The following is a 22492-nucleotide window of genomic DNA, read 5'->3' on the forward strand; positions in this document are numbered from 1 at the left end:
TTTAAAAGCCTAATTGGCCAATGTTATTAAAATAAGGTAACTCAACATCTTTGGCAGACACTACAAGCCGATCTTGAGGTAATGCCCAATCTATAGCCAAATCCAGATCGGCATAATGTATGCCCCCTTCTGCTGACTTATCATAGTAATTATCGCATTTATATTGAAATATAGCGTCCTCACTTAATACTACAAAACCATGAGCAAAGCCCCGTGGAACAAATAATTGCAGATTGTTGTTTTCAGAAAGTCGTATATCAAAATGCTTCCCGTAAGTTACTGAGTCTGATCTTAAATCAACCGCAACATCCAACACCTCGCCTTTTACAACCCTTACTAATTTAGCCTGGGCCGAGTCGCCCGTTTGAAAATGCAATCCACGGAGTACTCCTTTTGTTGAATATGATTGATTATCTTGAATGAATACGGTATCATATCCTGTTAAGTCACAAAATTTTTGTTGATTAAAACTCTCAAAAAAGTATCCGCGTTCATCGCCAAAAACTGCTGGTTTAATGATAACACAACCTTCAAGTGGTGTTGATTCAATTGTCATAAGTGATTTTTATCCTGTTATCGAATATCAGATTAGTTTTGGTTCGAAACCAATCTAGCCTGGTGAGATAAAAAATCCTGGTAGGCTAATTTGATTCCATCTTCCAGTTCAATGGTATGCTTCCAGCCTTTGCTATGTAATTTTGAAACATCCATCAGCTTGCGTGGGGTGCCGTCGGGCTTTGAAGTATCAAATTTGATCTCACCTCCATAACCGATAATATCTTTTATAAGTATAGCCAAATCTTTGATCGAGATGTCTTCGCCGGTGCCAATATTAACCAAACCCTCTTCGTCATAGTTCTGCATTAAATAATAACATGCTTCGGCAAGGTCATCAGCAAATAAAAACTCACGTTTGGGAGATCCTGTTCCCCAAATAGTAACATCGGATTTATTATCCACCTTAGCCTCATGGAAGCGACGAATCAATGCCGGTAAAACATGCGAGTTTTGCGGATGGTAATTGTCATTGTATCCATATAGATTGGTTGGCATTACCGAAATATAATTGCAGCCGTATTGTGCACGATATGCATCACACATTTTAATTCCTGCAATTTTGGCTATAGCGTAGGGTTCATTAGTGGACTCAAGCAACCCTGTAAGTAAATATTCTTCTTTTAATGGTTGTGGTGCCAGCTTTGGGTAAATGCAGCTTGAACCTAAAAACATCAGTTTTTTTACACTATTCAAATAAGATGAATGGATCACATTATTCTGTATTTGAAGATTTTCATATAAAAAATCGGCACGATAAGTATTATTGGCTATTATGCCTCCTACTTTTGCAGCTGCCAAAAATACATAATCGGGTTTTTCCTGTTCAAAAAACCGGGCAACATCATTCTGATTACGAAGATCAAGCTCTGAAGAAACGCGGGTAACTATGTTCGTAAAACCTTCCTTTTGCAGTTTTCTATGTATGGCCGAACCCACCATGCCCCGGTGCCCTGCTATATATATTTTTGCGTTTTTTTCCATAATAAGATTATCCGTGCTTTTCTATATAATTTTCCTGAATGCTTTATTTAAATATCACCATTTTTCCGAATGCAAAAATAGGCAAAAAAAGACATCAACCCATAACCCAAACTTGTGCTATATAATTAAAAGTCTTTTTAAATATCAAAGGTATTTATCAAATTGCAATCAAGATATTAGAAGCACTGTTGTGTTCGTGCCTCCAAATTGAAAGAATTTGAATGATAGGAAAAATGTCGAAGATGCGGCCTGAAATAAAATCAAGCTGTTTCTAGTATACTGCCTTCCATGGCATCTTTAAACTGGCGGCCTGGCTTCCCCAAATCTTTGTAAATGCTGGAAATTGTCCTGGCCCATTGATCCAAATCGAAGTTTTTTACAACATAGTCTTTCTGATCAGATACGATCTTTTCTTTCTGCGCCTCTGTTAACGCTATAAGAGATATCATAGCATCTTGCAGTTCAGCAATATTTTCTGACTGGAACTTATAAGTATGTGGAATACACAATGATTGGGGACCGGGGATATCGCTGGTAATAATTGGTCTTTCACAATATGCAGACTCAACCAATGCATTACAGAATCCCTCTTCCCTGCTTGCAGAAATAAAGTAATTGCTAAGTTGATAATAGGAAGCAATATCATCACGGGGGCTCAAAATTCTTAACCATTCGGGTAACTCCTGAAAGCGCTCCTTAATCTTTAATTCGATCGATTCCCTGTTAACAGATAAACTTAATAGTAAACAAACGTCATGTCCTTGTATTACCAGGTTATGCATAGCTTCTAATACAACATCCACACCTTTTCTAAGGTAGTCAAAGCCAAACATTAAAAATACAACAGTATTGGAACTGATTTTAAAATCTTTTCTGTTGAGAGTCTCAAATTTATCTAATCTTTTAAAATCGATCGCGTTGGTGGCAAAAGTGACATTTTCATTTTTAAGCTTAAAATTCTTCTGGAATTCAATTGCTACAGATTCACTACAACCAATATATAAATCTACATGATTTAATACTTTTCTTAGTCCTTCACTGATCGCCCCTCTTGGTTGATCATGATTTCTTAAATGTCTTATGATTAATAATTTATTACCATATATGCGTTTTACTATATTAAATAGGAAAAAATACCTTGCACCTGCAAAATGAGCATGAATATATTTTATATTATGCTTAACAAGGATGTTTTTTATAATAAAAATATCCTTAGAAAAATTACCGCTTAAAAAATAAATATTCCGACCTTCTTTAATAAGGTCTTGCACCCAATCAATATCTGAAGTATCAACATGAAATAAATAAACCATGTCGGTATCATCATTTTTAAGTGTTTGTTCTAACCTTAATAATGATTTAAAAAAACTGCCGCCGTAGGGGGATCGGAAACAAAGGAATTGAAGAACGTTCTTGGATGTATTCATCGTTAAATTTTTAGGTTAGATATATTTATCAGTATTTACATATTAGTATTTTACTTATATTGACAATTATTGCTCCAATTTCTTAATATTACCGAATTCCAAGCAATTTCACACATTATATACACTAAAAGCATCATATTGTTTAAGCAATAATGATTTTTTTAAAGAAATGGGGATTAAACGCCTCATGCCTGTCCCATGGTACCTCCAAAATTCATTGGGAATCCAGTTGGTTCCGCTTGTATCTTTATTCTCCCATTTACTGCTTCAAACTTCTCAATATTATCTTCAATAGCTGATAATAAACGCTTTGCGTGTTCCGGGGTTAAAATTATCCTTGACTTTACTTTTGCCTTCGGAACCCCGGGCATTACACGAATAAAGTCGAGTACAAACTCTGAATTAGAGTGTGTGATAATTGCCAGGTTTGAATAAACGCCTTCTGCAATTTCTTCAGAAAGCTCAATATTTAATTGATTTTCATTTTGTTCTTCCATAGTATAAAAATAGTAAAGCCTTCTTTCTTTACAGAAGGCTTTACAAAATTATCAAATAATTTTTTATGTCTTGAGCCCTCTTATTTTAAATTTGGGTCGTATCAGGGGCTTAGTTCTTTATTTTCATGCCTTGGCATAGCGCAATATGCATTTTAAATCAGTCAACTTCAACAATAGTCATTGCACCAGCCGGAAGCCTATTTATACTAAAATTCGTCCTGCCGCCACCGTTGTCCGTCGAGAGCTTGGTTTTATCTTTTTGCCCATGATAATTCTCTGATGGTGGAAATTCGGTCACTGATTTACTCCCAGGGACAGCGACCTTTAATCTGGAAATATCATTAGAAGATTTATTAATCAGCATCAAAAAATATCCGTTAGCCTGCTGATTTTTAAAAATCCCAACCAGGATGTTAGCATTACTTATGCCTACAACATATTCATTCCTTTTCGATAAAATATCTTTGTCAGGAATGTCTTCGTTCGTCGGACTTTTGGAAACATGATAGGTTCCTACACAGGCGTTTTTCATTATGATCGGTCCTGCTATGTTGGTTAGATAATAATTGATAGGCATTATCTGGTAATATTTAGCGGTTGGTTTTCCGGCTGGATCTATAATAGCATCGTAGTAATTTAGATTGTATTTTGCAGGCAAACTTTCATAGGTATAGTAAAGTGCGCCTTTTGCGCCATACGCTAAAGGACAAAAGGCCATAAACTTCAATTGATAATTATTAATATCCGGGAGAGATTTTTTTACCGTCGATTGAATATAATACCAAAAAGGTCGATTCCCCGCTTTTTCTTTAATAATGCCCAAATTATAAAAATAAGATGCCATTAAAGTAGGAGAAAGAAATGGATAGTAATCGTATGCTACGATTTGCAGTGTTGCATTAGGGTCTTTTTCATTTAAGTAGCTATCCAGGTATTCTTCGTAGGCGCTTCTGCTAGAAAATCCGTAGCTGGGTAAAAGGTAAGTATAGCCAGGTCTGTCGGAGTCGCCGTTATTATAAAATCCTGCCCATTTTCTTACCACTGACGACTTGGCAAGCGGAAATTCGCCACCGAAGCTATAGCCGCCAAGTGCTTCCCTTTTCGTGGCGTCAAGAGTTTTAAAATGCGCAAGGACCTTTTGGGCATCGTCGCCGGAAAATTTATCACTGGTAACTTGGAGCTTGCTATCAACTACCATAACATGCATATTATATTTACTGGCCAGACCCAGAGTCTTATCCATTAAACTAAAATCCTGCGCTCCATTATAAAATTGCGGACCGGACAAAAGATTAATATGCGCCGCTTTAGCCAGAGAAAACGAAATAGAATCTTTAGCGGGACTAATTTCACGATTTACGCCGAAAATTCTCGGATCAGCAAAGGATCCTATTACAAATTGTTTCTTGTACCATTGTGAGTAGCCGGTCTGGCAAAACAAAAGTAGTGCAAGGGGTAGGGGTAAAAATTTACTTTTCATGATAATTAATTGAACGTTCTTGTTATTACTAAATTATAAAATAAAAAATCAATTAACACAACAGGTGAATTTTGATTTTTGAAGAATTTTTTCGGTCACAAATCGTCTGTCCGCCTCCCATCGAAATACGATATAGTCTATACCGAACCAAAAATACGAATTTACCTACGTCAGATAATTTGATATTACAGATTGATCGGTCCTGGTTTAACTATTAAATTTACCTGACTTATTAAATAATTTACTTCTGGGCCCGAATTATATATTGGGGCTTAATAGCATACGATTTTTTTAGATTGGAATTAGCTGAATAAATATAATATGATCGATTTTAAGAATTATCAAAAGATCGTATAGTAATTGCTATCCCCTGTGCGGCCGTCAGAGGCAGCTCTTTTTTTATAGCCTGTTTAATTTTCTGATTGCTGACCTGATAATCCTCAGTAAGTTTACTTAATCGCTCCGTTGTCAAAGGGAGCTGCAGCCTATCACCTATCTTGGCTAAAAATGCAATAATCTTTGGATCTATTTTCCATTGCGGAGTTTTTATATTTAATGTGGATGAAATGATGCTGATAACCTGGTTGGTTGATAGTGTCGCGTCGTCAGCTACATTATAGACCCCCGATTCAATATCCTCTCTGGTGATTAGCTCTTTGATAACAAAGCACAAATTTTCCACGCTTAAAAAAGATCTTTTGTTATCAAATCCGGCAAGGGGGTATGGTATCCTCTTTCTTACGAATTTGAATAACAGGTTCAAATTACCCTTGTTTCCCCTGCCATGTATCATGCATGGGCGCAAGATAAAATAGGATTTTCCAGCTGGCAGTCTTTGCTTTTGAATATACTCTTCTGCAAGAAGTTTTGACTTTCCATAGGGCGTTTCCGGAACCGGATGATGCTTCTCTGTAAGAATCCCATCCGGGTGATCTGCGACGGCCTTTACAGAGCTTATAAAAATAAACTTTCGTGCACTCGAAAGCAGAAATGCATCATACAGCCTTTTCGTTAATTCGAAATTAACCTGATAATATTCGGCAGGGTCAGAGACATTTTTCAGATCATGTGCTTTTCCTGCCATATGAACGATTGAAGCCAACTCAACAAGTTCTATTGCGGAATCGGGCCTAAGGGCCTGACGGGGTATTTCCTCAATAACCATACAATTGTCTTTTGAAAGGTATGATTTTAAGTTTGTCCCTAGAAATCCAGATGCGCCTGTTATTCCAATGGTCATTTTTTTATTTGTAATAATGTCTTATCGTTAATTTCCTTTCGTTCTGAATCAAAAAACCACCCCCATTTATTGAAATAATAGACAGCTGATTTCAAATATATTTTAAACGTTTTCAAACTTAAAAAAGACTTTGGTTCATGATCATGATATACCTGAACTTCCGGGTAAAATACGGACCTAAAATTTGCTTTATTAATTCTTCTGCAAATATCTATATCTTCAGTATACATGAATATATGCTCATCAAAGCCTCCTACCGTCTCTAAAACATCGGTTCTGAATACCAAAAAGCACCCGGACAAAAAAGGAACATCCATGATTTTTTTGTATTCATATCCCCTCAATTCAAATCTATGCGACATTTTTTCTTTCAGCGCTTTAAATGGCAAAAATCGCCTGACGACAAAATCATATGGCGTAGGCAGGAGTTTAGCAAGATATTGATTGCTGCCATCCGGATACAATACCTTGGGCATGATTACTCCTATATCGTCATTACTTTCCAAATAATAAATCAAAGATTCAATTACCCCGTTATCAAAGTAAATATCCGGGTTTAAAACCAAATGAAATTTTGTAAGGTTGATTACTTTCTTAATGGCGTAGTTATGAGAAGATCCGAAACCTGGATTCGATGGGTGATGTGAGTATTCTATCCGGGGATCAATTCCAAATTTTTTTAGCTCATCCGTCGGAGAATTATCAACCAAGTATAACTTAACATTCAGGCTCGTGTTTAGAAAACTGTTTACCGCCTCAAATAATATTTTCTCGTCATTATTATAGAGAACTATTGCTCCGGTTATGTCGAACATCATATTATAAAATTTTCGTCTCTTCTGCAAAGGCTGTTATATCTCTTTGGCATTCCCGCTACATTTTTTTAAAGCTGATGAAGCCCACAATTCTACCTTTAAGTCCCAGCCACCGTTTATATGCAAGCATCCTGTTGAACACAATTATATACTTTACAATTTGCAAAATTTGAAATGCATTAGACATGCAAAAGGTATATAACATAATAAAACTGATATGTTTTCTGCAAATAGCTCCAAAGCCTTTTGCATAATAATATACCTTTTCGGTACTCATTATAGCTGGATTCAGTTCCGGGTGCCATATATCAACAGAGGGAGTGTAAAAACTTGTTAGCTTTCTTTCAAAAGTTTGCAACAAATAATCCAGTTCTTCACCTATCCCATAAGATGAGCCTACGCCAAAATTAATATCAAACATAATATTATTTCGCCTTATAAATGCTGTTACAGCCGAATAGGTATAATGAAAATTGAAAATATTGACCTCTTTATTCCTTTGAGGCCAATTGCGCATTATATTCTTCTGCGTCTTTCTGTCATATAAACGACCATAAAGGATATCAATTTGAGGATGATCATTTAAATAATTTAAGGCGTTGGCAATTGTATCGGGATAATACATACAATCATCGTCAGGAAAAGTAATAATTGGCGCTTTGGCAAGCTTTATTCCTTTGTTTTTTGCTTTTGCTATTCCTTTATCCGAGCTTTTATGGTGAATAATATTTAAGCTGCCGGAAAATGAAGTTACAATTGGGCTTAAATTAATTTTATCGTTTTGGTCAACAATTATTATCTCGAAATCATTTTTATCACAAGTTTGTTTTTCCAATGATGAAAGCAGTTCTTTTACTTCGTTATCCCTGCCGTAGGTTGGGATAATTAGGCTTATTAGTTTAGTCATTTATTTTAGTACTCAAACTTAATAATTGTTTAAAAAAATATATAGATCCGAATAAGATATAGCCCGAATCACTATTCGTTTTCATGCTTCAATTACTCGTAATGCACTCTTTCTGCTATTTTTTTTGACATATTCCTTTACAAAATTTGTGTACGATTTTGCAAATAAATATCCTAACAGTAATTGACCAGGCAACGAATACATTGCACCATAATGTATGGCGCCAAGGGCAAAAATAATCAACGGAATCAAATTAAACCGATTAGTTTTAACTACAAAAATTATTATGGTTGTAATAAAGCCAATTAAGCCAGTGCAATAAAACAGATTCTCCCATGCAAAATCGCTCCAAATAATTAAATCTTTAGGATCGTCAAATTTTTGGCCAATTAGCCAAAAGCTTACGTCGCTTTTAAAAGCAGTTAACGTATCGTCTATTTGCGCTGCCTTAAAATCAAATAAAAAACTCATGTATACATTTGAAATTTTGTCAAGACCACCCGCTGCCCCAATATCAACCACAAAAAGAAGAACATAAACGACTAACACAGCTGAAATTGAAATGATTGTCCGAAGTATATTTTTAAACGGATTAATTCGATAAATTAAATACAGCAGATACAAAATATATCCTACTCCGGAGCCCAAAATAACAACAGCAAAAGTTGCAATAGCCAGCAATTTTCGGGGAATTTTAAGCCCGCTTTTTTGTTTATATTCCTCTATACAAAAGAGCAATAGTACTAAAATAGTACTTGTGATGCTGGAATTGGTCCCGATACTGTATGGACGTTGATAAAATCCTAGAATTTGGGTCTTAAAGGCGTCTTCAACCATTTCATTTTTAGGATAATTTGGCAACAGGTTGGGCGGTAATATTGTATTAATTAAAAATGCTTCAATTATTACCACTACGCTGATCCAGAATAATAACTTTTCGAAATTCAATTTAAAACTGAGATTATTGAAGAATAAGTAAAAGATATAAAATCCGAAGTAGTATCTAAGTAAGGTAACTGCTGAGGCTAGTGATGATTGTTGACATTTTAGTATAAACCAAACTAATATAACAGACAGAATAACCGCATCAATGGCTTTAAACCTGAGATGTGCCAGATTTACAACTAAAAATAATAAAGCAATAATATAAGCAGGAATACTGGTACCACTGTACGGAAGAAAAAACATAGCATAGGTTACGCCTATGATTATTCTAGGTTGATAAAGCTGCTGACCACTTATAGTGCTGAATGATAACATTAACGTCAATATTTTTTTAACCGCATGGCTGTTTATTACACAAGAAATTGTTATTTAATCCAGCTGGATATGCAAGTTGCCTCTATAGGATGCATATAAAAAATTTGTAAATTGATTTTATTTTTATGGAAATACTTCCCTTTAGAAATGAACGCATTAAAAAAGGCAACGCTTTGCCGGTTTGGTTTCCCTGAGTGTACACATATGCTATCTGGTAATCTAATGCACCACTGGTTTTCCTTTTTTCATTAAATGTTTTCAATGTCTGCAAATACATCGCATACAAAGCTTTAAACCTTTGGATTTGTCTTTCGTCTTTAAATGTAATGTTATCATTACCGATAGCATAATATCCCAAAGTAACCGGTAAATACTTAGCTCTAACGCCTTTCATGGCGATTTTCATCCACAGATCAAAGTCTTCTAAACCGACTATCTCTTTATTTAAACTAAAGCCCCCCGCCTCGACAATTGCACTTTTGCGGACGCATGTCGAGGATGTTGGTATTGCATTGAGGTTAAACAATAAATCATGATATGCATTATTTTTAAGTTGCCGACTTTTTATCGCCTTGCCGGGTATCCCGTCTTTTACAATTGTTAAATCATGATAAATTAAGTCATAATTATCTAAATCAAGTTTTGATAAATACTCTAACCGGTTATTGGTATACCAGTCGTCCGAGTCTAAAAAACAAAGCCATTCTGTATTAGCGGCAGCGATACCCATGTTACGTGGTCTGGCAGGACCTCCCCAATTATCTGACCGGATATAGACGAGGTTTAATTTGTTTATATATCTGTCCACTATCTGACTGGTGTGATCAATAGATCCATCGTCACATACAATTACTTCAAAATCATTAAAACTCTGATCGGCCAGCGAATTTAGACACCGATCCAAGTCAGCAGCGCGGTTATAAGTAGGTATGATAATAGAAAATTTGTACGTTTTATTTGTTAATGACATTGCCGGACAAGCTTCTGAATTGATTTCGATTCAAGTGATCTTTGTTATTAAGCATAAAAAGAATAAATTATCATAATTGTATAGTTCAAACTCATGCTTATTTAACTTTAACAGAATGTTCATTTAAGTGTTTAAAGAACCCTGCCATCAAATAGTATAAATTAAATTTTTCAAAGCGAAAGGTCTTTCTCAGAAGTAAAGGAAAGCTTAGTATCCAGGGCAACTTATTCTCCAAAAAATACCAAAACCATACCGAGGCGGCGCCAATTTGCATTCTTCTCTTATTTTCACCAACCAAACGATATTTTCTTATATGTTCATAAAAGATTGAATAAACCTCTACCACTTGGGTTGCCAATTTTATTTTACTTCTTATAGTAGTGGAATGCTGCCTGAAGTTGTTTAATGGAACAGTGATATAATAAAAATCTGTGTTTTCTGACAACGTTAGCCAGAATGCCCAATCAGCCGCAACGAGGTATTGAGTTGAAAGTCCGCCATGCGAAACAAATAGTTCTTTTTTTATTATCGCTGCACTCAAGTTCGGTATAACACAAGCGAACGAAAGAAATTCCCGCATTTGATTACCTTGAATAATCGTATTATTAATACACCGTTCTCTAAAGCTTTTTTCACGTCCTACATAGTCGTCTGAATAAACATTGCCATTTTCGTCTACCATATTACTTTTAGAAAAGACAACACCTACAGTCGTATTGTTAAAAAATGCATTCATCAACATTTCTATCTGTTCGGGCACCGCAAAGTCGTCACATTGGGCAAACATTAGATAATCACCTTTGGCAAACCCCGCACCATAGTTGCTCGCTTTTACATAACTACCAGTGTTCTTATCCAAAAGATGCAACTGTATATTAGGAATATCTTTGTACGATAAGAGGATTTCCCTGCTTCCGTCTGTAGAGTTATCGTCTACTACAATGATTTCAATATTTTTATACGTTTGATCAACTAAACTATCCAAGGCCTGCTGTAAATATTCCCGATGATTATAACTTGTAAATACGACACTTACCAGGGGAAGATAAAGTTTATCTCTCATTTTAATAACCCTTTTTCTTCCAGCTCCGTCAATGATAGCTTATAATCTTCTACGCTGTCAGGAATATCTTTCTGCAATAAAACCCAATCCAAAAATTCGTAGAGGCCCTCTTTAAATGTCCATTTAGGCTTATAATCCAAGATTTTACTGACTAACGATAAATCAGCAAAATTATGACGTATATCGCCTTCACGAAATACCCCTGAGATGACTATTTCCGATTTACTTTTAAGATAGGTGACTATTTCATTAGCTACCTCCAAAACACTAATCCCTAGGCCGCTTCCTACGTTTAAGATATGCTGCCCAGAAATGTTTTGATCCAGGCATTTTACTGTAGCATTAACGACATCTTCTATATAAACAAAATCGCGACTTTCCAGGCCATCCTCAAAAACATTTATTTTTTCATTACGCAAGGCTAACCTTGAAAATATCGAAAGTATGCCAGTGTAAGGATTTTTTAAAGACTGGCCCGGGCCATATACGTTTTGATACCTTAATGCAAATCCATTAATATTTTTTAGCCTTGCCGCCAGGATGATCATTTGTTCCTGAACCTGCTTTGTTATACCATAAAAAGATGAAGGATGTATCTTTGAACTTTCATCGGTAGCTTTAACCGTCAAATCACTTTTGCCGCTTATGGGGCAAACGACTTCAAAGCTCTGTTTTACCGAATTATATGTACGGGCACCAGGGTAAACACTCCCATGAATTGAGGAGTGATATTTCCCCTCGCCATATATAGATCTGGAAGAGGCTACAATTATTGTACTGATATCGTGATCTTCATTGACTAAATAATCGCATAATATAGCTGTGGCTTGGATATTTACTTGCGTATATCTGGAAATGTCGTACATTGATTGACCTGTACCGGTTTCAGCGGCGTAATGAATTACCGCATTTTGTCCCTTTAACGCCCGGTAAAAAGTGTCTTTATCACTTACGTCTCCTATAATTAATTGCACCTTATCTTTCAAGGCGTCAATAATCTCCCTGTTTGTACCATGTATTTGGGGATTAAAGTTGTCAAGTATGGTAATATTATAACCATGTCCGATTAATTTCTTCGAAACATTAGTGCCAATAAATCCAGCGCCCCCCGTAATTAAAATATTTTTCATTGTTAATTATTCTATAGAAACCCATTTTTGGGTTTCAAAGTGATATGCCTTGATAATTTTGGCAGGGCTACCTACTGCAATGCAAAAATCAGGTATGTCCTTAGTTACTACCGAATTAGCTCCTATTACCGAATTTTTACCAACGCTTGCACCAATTACACAGACGTTTTCCCCTAGCCATGCACCTTGTTGTATTTTTACCGCTTTTTTAAAGCGCACTTTTTGATTCATTATGGGCTTATTGACATCCTCAAAAGCATGGACATTATCCGAAATATATACGTTGTTTGCAATCAGTACATTATCTTCAATAATGACTTCGCCTACCGCCACTATATGTGAAAAATCGCCAATTGCGCAATTTCTGCCGATATGTAATACCGGATTCACGTCCCCTATTTTTAAAGCAAATAGCCAACCGCATCTTTGAACCACTGCGCGGTCAGCAATACTTATATACTTTTTGCCATTTATCCTGACAGAAGGATAAATCACCGCTTTATAGGCCAGGTATTTAAACGATCTCGCGTTTAAAAAGTAAAAAAGTATAAATCTGATCCGGTTAAGATAGTTTGCCATTTACTAATTTTATAAAATCAGAGATATCATTAAAACTCTTGTAATTCTCTATTAACCATTCCTCATTTTTATCCCACCACTTGGAGTTCAAAATACAATCAATCTCAGAGCCGCTGAAACGGGTTTTTATTATCTTTGCGGGTACGCCACCCACAATAGTATATGGCGCAACATCCTTTGTAACAACAGCTCCCGCGGCTACAACGGCACCTGTGCCAATATTTACGCCATCTAAAACGATGGCATTTTCGCCAATCCATACATCGTGGCCGATAAGTGTTTGCTTTGCGGTAGTAAATTCGTCTTGATTACTATATTTTTTTAACAAAGGTGTATTTCTTAAATAAAATGCAGGATGTGTACTCGCGCCATCCAACTTGTGCATTCCGGGGCCTATGCTAACATTTGAAGCTACGGAACAGAACTTGCCGATTTTAGCATTATTAACCGTCGAACGTTTTTGAATATAGGTGTGTGACCCTATAGTTGAGTTAATAATTTGGGTATTCTGAAATAAAACATTATAGTCGCCAAGTTTGCTGTTTATTAGAACTGCCCCTTTATAAAATCTACAATTAGGGTACCGACTTTGATATTTTGCCAGTTGTATAACTCTGGAAAAGTAATACTTCAGGGACTCAAATAATATTGCAAATATCTTCAGCACGAACATCAATTTTTAATTATAATATGATAAAAAATCTTATACATCATCTATATACGGATTTTATTTAATTTATCAATTGCAGTATTTGTAACCAAAACATTAATTCGGATTTTATTTCCTACAGATAAAATGTTTTAAAGAACGCCCCTTACTGTTTACTACTGTTGCCAATTGAGTATTATGTACATCAACAAGCGTAAAACCGGCGTTCTCAATTGTCTTTTTCCAATACCATTCAGGATAGTCGACATCTCCCAAATACGGATCATAAAGAAATCCTCCGGCCGATATTTTTTTTACATGTTCTCTATAATTTTTGAAAAGACTTGAACAAAATATGCCTATAAATGCCCGAGATATACTGAATAAATATTTAAGGTGTGCAGCAGGTGTTTCATTTAATATCAATAAAAAACCATTTGGCTTTAAAACTCTTTTATATTCCTGCAAAACTCCCGAGATCCCCTCAGCATGGTGCAAAGCTGACGATATAACTATAGTATCTACACTATTTGACTCTAATAATACAGGGGAAAAAAATCCTTGCACGGACCGTATCTTTGAAATATCACCCCCCATCTGATCAACGACCACAGGTAAAAAAGTTTCAAGATAATTTATACTTGAATCAATCGCCATCAATTTACTTATTTTTTTATTAGCTGATAAATATCCGGTTAGCCAACCCCCTCCACATCCTATATCCAGAACGGTTGAATTTTCAAATAAATACTTATCCCAGTCTAATTGTTTAACTGCGTTCAAGTAATTACAATCCACAGTAAGACGTGTCAAATAGGTTCTAGGATTATCCATCCATTGTTTGGCATCAGGATAAAATTTAGTTAAACTGTTATCCCATTGCTCTACATTTGTAATTACCTGTTTGGGTAACCAATTATCAATCATATTTTTATTTTTTTAGAATTATTTAGCTCAATCATCGACTTCTTAATTTGAATTAACCAGATTTCTTATAAACTCAACATTTCTGCTTGTATTATTGCCATCCAAATATCCTATATATTTTTTCATAACATCTTTGGATTTAAATAATTCAAATTCGGGAGACTTTTCATAAAACAACTGAAATAAATGCATTAATTCAATTTCATTGGTTGCAGTCATTAGTTCACTTTTATTGTTAAAGGGCTCATGCATAAAATGGGTGTCCTTTTTATAGTATATTACCGGAATACCCAGACACGAGGCTTCGAAAATCGTTTGAGAAAAAAAACTGATATATAAATCTGCTTTTACGATAAGTTCAGAAAAATTTTGAGCCTGGGTAATCTCTACATTAAGGTCATTAAAATATTCGTTGATAAATGAGCTATAAAGATCAACGTAACCGTTACCCCTAACCTTTAAAATCACTTTCGAATTTTTTCCTGTCTTTGATAGTTTTTGCACATTATTTAATATGTCAAAAAGAAAATCAAATTCAAACGCTAAGTATGAATTTAAATCTATCGGGCTAAATCCCGCTGCCCCAATTATTAATACCGGGTCAACATAATTGATCTCTTTATTAACTAAATTGACATATTTGTCCATCCTTGCATCACCCAATGGAATTGCATAATCTGCACTATTAAAATAATTTGTTTTTATAGACTCGCTGTAGCAATTGACATAATCACTGTCTTTAGCATCGTTGAAAAATGAATTAATTAATATGCCATTTAGAATCATAAAAATTGGAATATTTTTTCTTTGGCAATAATCCATCATCAGCCTATTTTCTACCCATAAATTAGTAACCGGGATCATTAAGTCGATTTGGTATCTTTTAAAGAAGTCATTGATACTATCAGCAGCATCGATGGTTAATTTGAGCTTTTGTTCAAGTATTTTGTCTATTATTTCATACAAATATTCACTTAACGGATAATTGTCATAGTACCATTTAAAACACCTGGTTTTAATAAAATCCCGTCGCAGGGAATCAGCAATCTTAAAATTATCCTTTTTATGTTTATAATGAACCCTCCGTTCATTCCAAATATCTTTTAAACCAGAATAATTATTAAATACTAATTGTATGCCCTTAATAGTTTGCAATTGCTTCACTATTTGCATGGTAGGATGATATTTATGAATGTAAATATATTTCTTACCTCTGTTTAAAAATCGATCGGTTATTCTAAAAACAAGGTCAAAACAATTAGCAATACTATTTTTGAAAGTAAATGACCAGGTAGTCCTTTGAGTTTTTTCCGAAATCCATTTTAAAATAGGAAACAGATAAACAGAATCTTTTTTAACCCGAGTAGGACTGATTAATGAATAAGGTAACTCAAATTTGTCCAGGCAACTTATTATATGCGGCTCTTCAACAGAAACAAATAACTTTTCATAACTTATAAATTTTAAAGCAATGATATTAAAGAAAAAATGGCAAAAATAATCGACCTCATTAAGTATAAAGAGCAAATGGGAATCTCCTAAATTGAATCCCTTATAATTTAATAAATCTTTACCCTTTTCATCTTTAAACCAGTTATCCAAAAATTCATACATTTCAAAATTTAGACCTTCAAGCACTTCATTGCTTACAAGATGATCTAAAAATTCGACCTGGTAGCCGGCAATTTGCAACTCAGTTTTAAGGGCAAAATCCAAACACAAAACCAAGTCAGTATTTTTATTGCATTTAAAAATATCTTGTTGCCATAAATTTCTGTTCTCTACTATAAAAACGTTTGAAAATTTTTTGTTAACTAATTTATTATTATTTAAAGCAATCATTAATCTTTATTTAGTACTGTTTTCTAATAATTCAGCCTTGGATTCAAACAGAAAGGCATTTTAAATGAATTCAAGCTATCCCGTATACTATTAACTCTATTTTTAAAGGTAGCAAAAGTATAGAGTTAATCTTTTGTTGACTTAATGCTATTTATTTTTGAAGAAATTGGCGATATCAACAAATTAATGCTCTTTCTGAAAGTAATAGAAGAGAAATAGTAAATTATTAGCCCTCCACTTATTACTGCCCCATTGTAAACAAAATAAATAAATAGGTTGATTTTGCTCTTTTCCTCCGGTAAAACCCCTTTGGTTAAATATAACACTGCCACCAAAAAACATACCGGCAATAAAGCCGGCAATAAAATTTTCCATAGGAAAGACCAAAATTCTAAGTCCAATAATTTCACAATTATGACAACATATGTGCTTGCCACCACCAGGAAAGAAAAAAATTTAAAATCAGCTAATGATTGTAACCCGATAAATCGGAATGTAAAAAAGACCCCCATCCAATAAATAAATGGCAGCAAAGCGCTTATAAGATATAGGTTCTTCGCCTTTTCATACGCCATTACAAGAAGTCCGGAGGGTGATATAATAAAACTAAATAGATAACTGAGAACTAATACTTGTGCAATAGGGACTGACGCTGCATATGAAGCGCCCACCCAGGTTAAAATAAATGTTTTGATAGTTATAGAAATGGCTAGAACGGGGAGTACAGTTAATGGGAGTGCAACAATCAAGACGGTAATAAAGAATTTTTTTAACCCCTCGTAGTCCTTTAGTCCTACATAGTAATTGAATTTGGCGATAAATGGACTGAATATTATTCCAAAAACGGATCGAAAATATTCCATTAAGGTAAAACCCACTGCATAAATTGCAATGTATTGGGGACCCAATAATTTAGATATCACAAAAGGGTCTAACTCATAGTATATTATCCAGCTGATAGTTAAGAAAATTGAAACAAATGCTAAACTGCTGGTTCTTTTATATAACTCTTTGTTAAACCGTAAGGATTTTAGCAAAAGCCTGAGATCATAACCAAGTTTACTTTTAACAACCCAAAAACCAATACATACGGCTAGTAAGCTACATACCTGAGAAAATAAAAAATAATAAACTATTGGATAACCTCCATGTCCAAAAAGCATTATAGCAAATATAATTTTGATAGCGTTTGCACAAATTAATATTTTTTGAAAGACATAATCTTTTAATCTTACTGCAAATATAATTTGTAAGACCCTCTGAAACATAAACACAGGAGACGATACAGAAAGTATAATCAAAAGCCATTTAGCAATTTGAATTTGTTGGGTATTAATCAAATTCTTAATCAAAAGCTCAGGTTTAAAGGAAATCAAGAAAACACATATTGCATACAGGCAAACAAACGATAAAAAAATAAAACCAGTAAACCCAATAATTCTAATTTCTTGTTTTAAGTCCTTTTGCGCATAACATTCAGAAGCATATTTCATTCCGGCGCCTAAAAATCCAAAATCGCCATAAGTTAAAAATATGGCAGCCGCTGTAACTAAAGTATAAATGCCATATAAATTGGGATTAGACGCTAAATATGGAGTTACCACAAATATGGAAGCGAAATTGAATAAAATAGAAACGAACTGCCAAAAATATATCTTTATTATATTAATCATATTTGGTAAGTAATTGCTTTTAAAAAAGCAGTATCTTAAAATTTGTATAGTTAAATGATTTTGCCGGATTATCTACGGTATGCTTTGAAAGATAAAAATTCGCAAACACATTCCGTAGCCCTAATCAATTTTCAACAGCGGCACTGTGAATATTGAAATTGGCCTCAAAGAATACTTTTAATAAAAATTAACTTGACCAAAAATCGGATGATAAAAGTTATGATTTCCTAAATGCAAATGATAAATTTTTATATTTCTTAAGATGAAAACTTATTTTTTACTGATCATATGAGATCACTGAGTTTCGTCCTTAACAAAGCTTAATTGAAACCTTTCTCCTTTTTCCAAAGATCTTTTGATCTGTTTTCCTAAAATATCATTATAGTATTTGGGATGTAACCCGTAACCTGGTCTTATAGATTTTACATTCTCCTTTGTAATTCTTTCTCCTTCTTCCATATTTTCAACTACATATAAGGAACGACAAAATTCTCTCCCCTTTTTCTGCTTTTCGGTCAATGCGTAATCTACTTTACCAATTGCCTTTTCAGCATCTCTAATAGCCTTTACCATCTCTGTAAATTCAAGCTCATTCATTGAGAATGAAGCGTCCGGGCCGCCTATTGAACGGTCAAGTATAAAATGTTTTTCAATTATTTTAGCACCGAGAATCGTCGCTACAATAGGAGCTGTACTACCCATAGTGTGGTCTGAAAGACCTGTCACCACGTTAAATCGTTTGGCCATGTCTTTTATCATCAGCAGATTCGCCTCCTCTATCGGCGCTGGATAACTTGACGTACATTTTAATAAAGCAATATCATGATTGCCAATCCTATTACACGCATCAAGTGCCAACTCAATATCCTCAAGTTCGGCAATTCCCGTTGATATAATTACCGGTTTTCCTTTTGACGCTACATATTCTATAAGGGGAATATCCGTAATCTCAAAAGATGCTATTTTATAGGCGGGTGTATTTAATTCTTCTAACAAATCAACTGCTGAAAAATCGAATGGAGAAGAAAAACAAATCAAACCTTCAGCACTAGCGGTTTCAAACAGTTGTTTGTGCCACTCCCACGGAGTATATGCTTCCTGATATAATTCATAAAAATATTTATTATCCCAAATAGTCCCCTGTTTTAGTTTAAAATCATCTTTTTTTGAATCAATTGTTATTGTATCGGCTGTATATGTTTGCAATTTTATACAGTCAGCACCTGCGCGCTTTGCTGCTTTAATGGTTTCCAAAGCATTTTTTAAACTACCATTATGATTTGCTGATAATTCAGCAATAATAAGTACAGGACTTTTCTCACTAATGTTGTAATTGCCTATTTTCATTTCCTAATACTTTACCTTTTAAAAATAATTCTTTTTCATAATTTCTGATCTGCGTCAATTTAACTGCACCATTAGAAGTTTTGATCACAATAAACGGATTAACTTGAATTATTGAACCATTGGGAATATCATTATTATAACCTAATTCAGAGTATTCTAGTTTGTCAATAACAATTTTTTGCTTGTCAATGAACGTAAATGCTCCGGGATAGGGATAAGCTTGTGCTCTTACCCAATTCCTGATCCTTTCCTTCTGCCAATTCCAATCAATTTCTCCATCATCAGCTGTTCTTTTTCCAAAATAAGTTGCAAGTTGATCATTTTGTCTAATTCTGCAAACATTGTTATTTTCTATTAAAATTAGCACCTTGTTAATAATATATGAATAGCTATTCATATATTTTGACAAAATATCATTCCCTGTATCTTCATCTGAAATCTCAATCGTCTCTTGCAAAACCATATCGCCTGTATCACATCCAGTATCAATAAAATGAGCAGTAATGCCGCATTTCTTTTCATTATTAATTATCGCCCAAACGTGTGGCGTACGTCCTCTATATTTGGGCAATAAGCTGCCATGGAAATTTATTGGATAACGAAATAAATCAATAACATCCTTTTCCAATAAATAAAGATAATTAATCGAAAAAAGAATCTCATTTTCGAATTTACTTGCAAACTCATATAATCTTCCTTTTCTCGGATTGCCTGTAAACAGGGGAATGTGATTGTCGCGAGCAAACGTAATTATCGCATCAGATTTAGAATCAGTTGCAATAAAAGTAATGTGGTTTGTTTTATACAGGGTTTTTAAACTTTCAAATCCAAGATTGCCTGACATTAGTAAAGATAATTTCATTTTCCAAGTTCTATAAATTGCCTTAATAATCTTTCACCTGATCTGCCATCAATAAATTTATTTACAAAAGTACTTTTATCTTTAAATGATGCATCAATAGCTCGAATAAGGTCAGTATCGGAGAAATTTTCTGCACTTTGAAAAGCCTCTAACGCCCTATAGTTTTCGAAAATATTTTTTTGGTTTTCTACATACATACCCGAAACAACTTTGCATCCAATGGCTAATACTTCTTGTAAAATACCGCTGGCAGGTACAATAGCTAGTTGTGCTTCTTCAATTAAATTGGTCATTGTGTTAGAATCAATCGAATTGTATGAAAAAAATCGTTTATCATTACTAATTGACTGTTCCAGTTGGCTTAGATAATTGTATACCGCTCCAGTAACTATAATTATTTTCTTAAACCTAGCATCGTTCTTAAGTATATCAACAGTAGTTTGGGTAATATTTCTAACATCGGCGCCACCAAAGCATATAAAAGCAGTATTTATTGATTTATAAGTTATAGTTTCTTTTGCCTTTTTTAAAAAGGCAGGGCGCAGCAATACGTAATCCAGACCTAAAGCAAACTGTGTATCCACTTGAGCCATATAATCGGATGGGACAACATTCGGGGCATGATTGATAATTAAATCGGCAAAAAAGACTTTATCATGCAAATCATCAATACATACCAATTTACATCCCTTATTTTTAATATTTTTCTGGTAATTTGAATCAGCCCCATAGTGATCTAATACCACTATCACCTCATTGTTTACGAATAATAAAAATTCTTCTTCTTTATTGATAATAATTAAATTGAACTCAAGGCCCTTAATTTCCCTTTGACTACTTGAAGGGATCTCTATACAAACAAATGATATGTCAAAATCGCTCTTAAGCATCTGCGCCAAAGCAATGCAACGTACCAGATGACCCAGGCCTATTTTTGTACTGCCATCAACCCTGATTAATATTTTATTTTTTTTCAATTAATTCAGTCGTTTAAACCCGGAATGACAGATTGGCCCCTGTAATAAATCATTGATATTGTCGCTGCCGCGTTCACACTTCGAAATTGACTTGAAAACTTCGTCCAAAGCATTGAAATATAATTCAAATTCCTTATCAGTATGCTCCGTACACGCGTAAAAATTGGTACTCGCTAAAAACCCTTTTTTTAACATCTCCTGGGCGATCAATGTTTTATAAGCCAAGGCATTTTCGCTATCAAAGCTATACGTAATTAGGGCCGGTATTCCAGCCAATGAAATAGATAGATTGTGAGTATCGGCCAGTTCTTGCCATCCAGATTGCATTTTTTTCCCTATCGTGGTAATGGTTTCCCAACTTTTAACACGCTCCATTACTTTTAAAGTGGCCAATGCGGCTGTTGGCCCTATGCGTTCGGTCCAAAAAGTGCTGCTTATGAAGGTTGTCTGAGCGGCTTCCATTACTGATTTTTTCCCTACAACTGCGGTTAGTGCGTAACCATTGCCTATAGTTTTACCAAACATAGCCATATCCGGCTCAACTCCGTACTTTTTATAAATGCCACCAAAAGTCTCTCTAAAACCAGAAGTACATTCGTCAAAAATTAACACAATATTTTTATCAGTAGCCAAATCGCGAACTTTTTGCAAAAAGTTATCTTCTGGGCCAAAATTGCGCACTACTTCCATCTTAATAACGCCGATATCGTTATTCTCAACAATAGATAATAATTCTTCGTAATTATTATAATGAAAAGGGTAAACAGTATCTTTCAGGTTTTTAGGGACACCTTTAGGGTTCAAGCCCGGAAGCAAATGGCCTGAAAGATCATCGGTTCCATTATGATTTGCAGATAGATACCAGTCATGCCATCCATGGTAGCCGCATATAGCTACTTTATCTTTGCCCGAAGCTGCCCTTGCGATGCGGATAGCAATTGAGTTAGCCTCACCCCCGCTTCGTGCAAGTCTGACCATATCTGCCCAGGGATTAATTTCAACCAGCCTTTCTGCGAGGTAAACCTCTTCAGGACAGCTCAGAGTACTCATATTACCTTTTTTTACGGTTTCCATGACTGCAGCATCCACCTCATCATTCCCATAACCAAGTGTATTTGTACCTATACCCATGATACACATGTCTATTAATTCTCTACCGTCTAAATCCCATACCCTGCAACCCTTTGCTCTTGAGAAATAAGAAGGCCAAAAATCTGGTAAAAACATTTCAGGCCTTTTAGAAAGCAACATCGTTCCACCAGGAATTAGTTTCTTAGCTTTTTTATATAAATCTTGTCCTGTTCCCAT

21 protein-coding genes are annotated in these 22492 nt (G+C 34.7%); all 21 read right to left on the reverse strand.

Annotated features, from left to right (window positions below):
• Window position 1: 1 nt before the first annotated feature.
• Window positions 2-556 (reverse strand): dTDP-4-dehydrorhamnose 3,5-epimerase, encoded by a 555-nt coding sequence (gene rfbC / locus ACPPVU_RS20110; protein ID WP_426668509.1) that lies wholly within the window; start codon window positions 554-556, stop codon window positions 2-4.
• A gap of 32 nt (window positions 557-588) precedes the next feature.
• On the reverse strand, window positions 589-1539 hold the full coding sequence (gene fcl, locus ACPPVU_RS20115) for a GDP-L-fucose synthase (protein ID WP_426668511.1): 951 nt from the start codon (window positions 1537-1539) through the stop codon (window positions 589-591).
• A 260-nt stretch (window positions 1540-1799) separates the two neighbouring features.
• Window positions 1800-2966, reverse strand: a complete 1167-nt coding sequence (locus ACPPVU_RS20120; RefSeq protein ID WP_426668512.1) for a glycosyltransferase family 4 protein — start codon at window positions 2964-2966, stop codon at window positions 1800-1802.
• Between the two features lie 185 nt (window positions 2967-3151).
• Window positions 3152-3463 (reverse strand): DUF3467 domain-containing protein, encoded by a 312-nt coding sequence (locus tag ACPPVU_RS20125; RefSeq protein WP_426668513.1) that lies wholly within the window; start codon window positions 3461-3463, stop codon window positions 3152-3154.
• 157 nt (window positions 3464-3620) lie between these two features.
• Entirely contained in the window at window positions 3621-4943 is a 1323-nt protein-coding gene (locus tag ACPPVU_RS20130; RefSeq protein ID WP_426668514.1) for a hypothetical protein, read from the reverse strand.
• 331 nt (window positions 4944-5274) lie between these two features.
• Complete coding sequence (locus tag ACPPVU_RS20135) at window positions 5275-6183, reverse strand: NAD-dependent epimerase/dehydratase family protein (RefSeq protein WP_426668515.1); 909 nt, start codon at window positions 6181-6183, stop codon at window positions 5275-5277.
• Window positions 6180-7001: a glycosyltransferase gene (locus ACPPVU_RS20140; RefSeq protein ID WP_426668516.1), complete on the reverse strand. Its 822-nt coding sequence runs from the start codon at window positions 6999-7001 to the stop codon at window positions 6180-6182. Before ACPPVU_RS20140 ends, ACPPVU_RS20135 begins: the two co-directional genes overlap by 4 nt.
• A gap of 55 nt (window positions 7002-7056) precedes the next feature.
• The gene (locus ACPPVU_RS20145; RefSeq protein ID WP_426668518.1) at window positions 7057-7905 is read right to left on the reverse strand and encodes a glycosyltransferase family A protein; all 849 of its coding nucleotides are present in this window, start codon (window positions 7903-7905) and stop codon (window positions 7057-7059) included.
• An 81-nt stretch (window positions 7906-7986) separates the two neighbouring features.
• Window positions 7987-9165 (reverse strand): hypothetical protein, encoded by a 1179-nt coding sequence (locus tag ACPPVU_RS20150; protein WP_426668519.1) that lies wholly within the window; start codon window positions 9163-9165, stop codon window positions 7987-7989.
• A gap of 82 nt (window positions 9166-9247) precedes the next feature.
• Window positions 9248-10135 (reverse strand): glycosyltransferase family 2 protein, encoded by an 888-nt coding sequence (locus tag ACPPVU_RS20155; protein WP_426668521.1) that lies wholly within the window; start codon window positions 10133-10135, stop codon window positions 9248-9250.
• 97 nt (window positions 10136-10232) lie between these two features.
• Window positions 10233-11198, reverse strand: a complete 966-nt coding sequence (locus tag ACPPVU_RS20160) for a glycosyltransferase (RefSeq protein WP_426668523.1) — start codon at window positions 11196-11198, stop codon at window positions 10233-10235.
• Window positions 11195-12328: an NAD-dependent epimerase/dehydratase family protein gene (locus ACPPVU_RS20165; RefSeq protein ID WP_426668524.1), complete on the reverse strand. Its 1134-nt coding sequence runs from the start codon at window positions 12326-12328 to the stop codon at window positions 11195-11197. The genes ACPPVU_RS20160 and ACPPVU_RS20165 overlap by 4 nt, the downstream gene beginning before the upstream one ends.
• Before the next feature lie 6 nt (window positions 12329-12334).
• Window positions 12335-12907, reverse strand: a complete 573-nt coding sequence (locus tag ACPPVU_RS20170) for an acyltransferase (protein WP_426668525.1) — start codon at window positions 12905-12907, stop codon at window positions 12335-12337.
• The gene (locus ACPPVU_RS20175) at window positions 12891-13292 is read right to left on the reverse strand and encodes a DapH/DapD/GlmU-related protein (protein WP_426668526.1); all 402 of its coding nucleotides are present in this window, start codon (window positions 13290-13292) and stop codon (window positions 12891-12893) included. The genes ACPPVU_RS20170 and ACPPVU_RS20175 overlap by 17 nt, the downstream gene beginning before the upstream one ends.
• A gap of 393 nt (window positions 13293-13685) precedes the next feature.
• Window positions 13686-14483 carry a class I SAM-dependent methyltransferase gene (locus ACPPVU_RS20180; protein ID WP_426668527.1) on the reverse strand — a complete coding sequence of 266 codons (798 nt, stop codon included), beginning with the start codon at window positions 14481-14483 and terminating at the stop codon, window positions 13686-13688.
• 42 nt (window positions 14484-14525) lie between these two features.
• A complete protein-coding gene (locus ACPPVU_RS20185; protein ID WP_426668529.1) occupies window positions 14526-16325 on the reverse strand; it encodes a hypothetical protein in 1800 nt (599 codons plus the stop codon).
• A 125-nt stretch (window positions 16326-16450) separates the two neighbouring features.
• Window positions 16451-17998, reverse strand: coding sequence for a hypothetical protein (locus ACPPVU_RS20190; RefSeq protein ID WP_426668530.1), 1548 nt, complete (start codon window positions 17996-17998; stop codon window positions 16451-16453).
• Between the two features lie 294 nt (window positions 17999-18292).
• Window positions 18293-19345 carry a pseudaminic acid synthase gene (gene pseI / locus ACPPVU_RS20195; RefSeq protein ID WP_426668531.1) on the reverse strand — a complete coding sequence of 351 codons (1053 nt, stop codon included), beginning with the start codon at window positions 19343-19345 and terminating at the stop codon, window positions 18293-18295.
• On the reverse strand, window positions 19320-20207 hold the full coding sequence (locus tag ACPPVU_RS20200) for a methionyl-tRNA formyltransferase (RefSeq protein ID WP_426668533.1): 888 nt from the start codon (window positions 20205-20207) through the stop codon (window positions 19320-19322). The genes pseI and ACPPVU_RS20200 overlap by 26 nt, the downstream gene beginning before the upstream one ends.
• Window positions 20204-21184, reverse strand: a complete 981-nt coding sequence (gene pseG / locus ACPPVU_RS20205) for a UDP-2,4-diacetamido-2,4,6-trideoxy-beta-L-altropyranose hydrolase (protein ID WP_426668535.1) — start codon at window positions 21182-21184, stop codon at window positions 20204-20206. Before pseG ends, ACPPVU_RS20200 begins: the two co-directional genes overlap by 4 nt.
• Window positions 21185-22492 carry an aminotransferase class III-fold pyridoxal phosphate-dependent enzyme gene (locus ACPPVU_RS20210; RefSeq protein ID WP_426668536.1) on the reverse strand — a complete coding sequence of 436 codons (1308 nt, stop codon included), beginning with the start codon at window positions 22490-22492 and terminating at the stop codon, window positions 21185-21187.

Origin of the sequence: Mucilaginibacter sp. McL0603 (genome assembly GCF_049992945.1) — a bacterium.
Taxonomy (GTDB): domain Bacteria; phylum Bacteroidota; class Bacteroidia; order Sphingobacteriales; family Sphingobacteriaceae; genus Mucilaginibacter.